The sequence below is a fragment of the Streptomyces sp. NPDC032472 genome, from assembly GCF_040636955.1.
GTDB lineage: Bacteria > Actinomycetota > Actinomycetes > Streptomycetales > Streptomycetaceae > Streptomyces.
On record NZ_JBEZVK010000211.1, the window covers coordinates 1 to 1,277 of the forward strand.

A 1,277-nucleotide genomic window follows, 5' to 3' on the forward strand; every position below is an offset into this window, starting at 1 on the left:
GCCGTGAAGGCGGCCGCGGCCGCGCCGGAACCGGCGGGCGGGATGCGGGCGGGCCTGGTCCACTTCACGGGCCGGCCCCGACTGGTGGCCCTCGCGGTCCTGAACGGCATCAGCGCCCTGTTCGGCCGGAACTACTCCCTCACCCTCGCGGTGCTGGTCACGGGACCGCTCGCGGGTGACGCCGCCTCCTTCTCCGGGGTGTCCACGATGCTGGCCGCGGGCGGGATCGTCGGCGCCGTCCTCGGGGCCCGGCTGCGCCGCCCGCGCGTCCGCCTGGTCGCCGTCCTCACCGTGGCCGGAGCGCTGCTCCAGGTCATGGCGGGCCTGACGCCCTCGCTGGCGCTGCTGCTCGTCCTCGTGCTGCCGATGGCCGTCGCCGAGTCCGTGGGCGACACCGCCCAGTCGACCCTGCTGCAGACCGATCCCCCGGCCCGGCTGCGCGGCCGGGTGCTCGGCGCCTGGTCCACCGTCCGCACCGGCTGGGGCCTCGCCGCCCCGCCGACGCTGGGCCTGCTGATGGAGCTCCTCGGGGTACGGGCGGCCCTCGTCGTCGGCGGCCTCGTGATCGCCCTGGCGGTGGGCGCCGGAGCCCTCACCCACCGCCGCCGCACCCTCCGCCCCACCCCCCTGGGCACGGTGACGGCGACGGCAACCCCGCAACTGGTCCCGGCCGCCTGACCCACCCGCCTCGGGGACGGCGGCGGGAGCCGGCGGCCGGGCGTTGGGGTCGCCCGGCTCAGTGCCGGGTCGGCGGGGCGGGCAGGGTTCGTACCGCCGCCAGCACCTCGGGGACGGACACGCGGAGCAGCCGGGCGTCGGGGACGCGGCCGTGGGCGTCGCCCGGGCGCAGGGGGTCGTCCGCCGGTGCCGGGTGCCACAGCACACGGTGCGGACCGCTCCGCGGCGGCCCCCACAGCCGGGGCGCCACAGGCCCGAACAGCACGACGGACGGCGTCCCCAGGGCCGAGGCGAGGTGGGCGACGCCGCTGTCCCCGGCCACCACGCACCGGGCGTGCGCCACGACGGCGGCCAGGCGGCCGAAGGACAGGTCCTGCGCACCACCCGCCACCGCCCCGGGACCCAGGCCGGCGTACTCGGCCACCCGGCGGGCCAGCGGCCCCTCGCCCCGCCCGGCGACGATCACCACCCGGTGCCCGTCGGCGGCCAGGGCCCGGCCCACCGCGGCGAACCGTTCGGCCGGCCAGCGGCGGGCCGCGGCGTCGGCGCCGGGGTGCAGCACCACCGCCCCGGGGGCCGGGGAGGCCTCCGGGGGCGCC

At 80.1% G+C, this 1,277-nt stretch carries 1 protein-coding gene and 1 pseudogene; one reads left to right on the forward strand and one right to left on the reverse strand.

The features are described from left to right. Window positions 1-678, forward strand: a pseudogene (locus AB0F11_RS38255) (MFS transporter); the annotation flags it as partial. 58 nt (window positions 679-736) lie between these two features. Here AB0F11_RS38255 and AB0F11_RS38260 read toward each other — a convergent pair. Then, window positions 737-1,277 (reverse strand): glycosyltransferase family 9 protein (locus tag AB0F11_RS38260; RefSeq protein WP_362184499.1); only part of this gene is annotated, 541 nt, incomplete at its 5' end.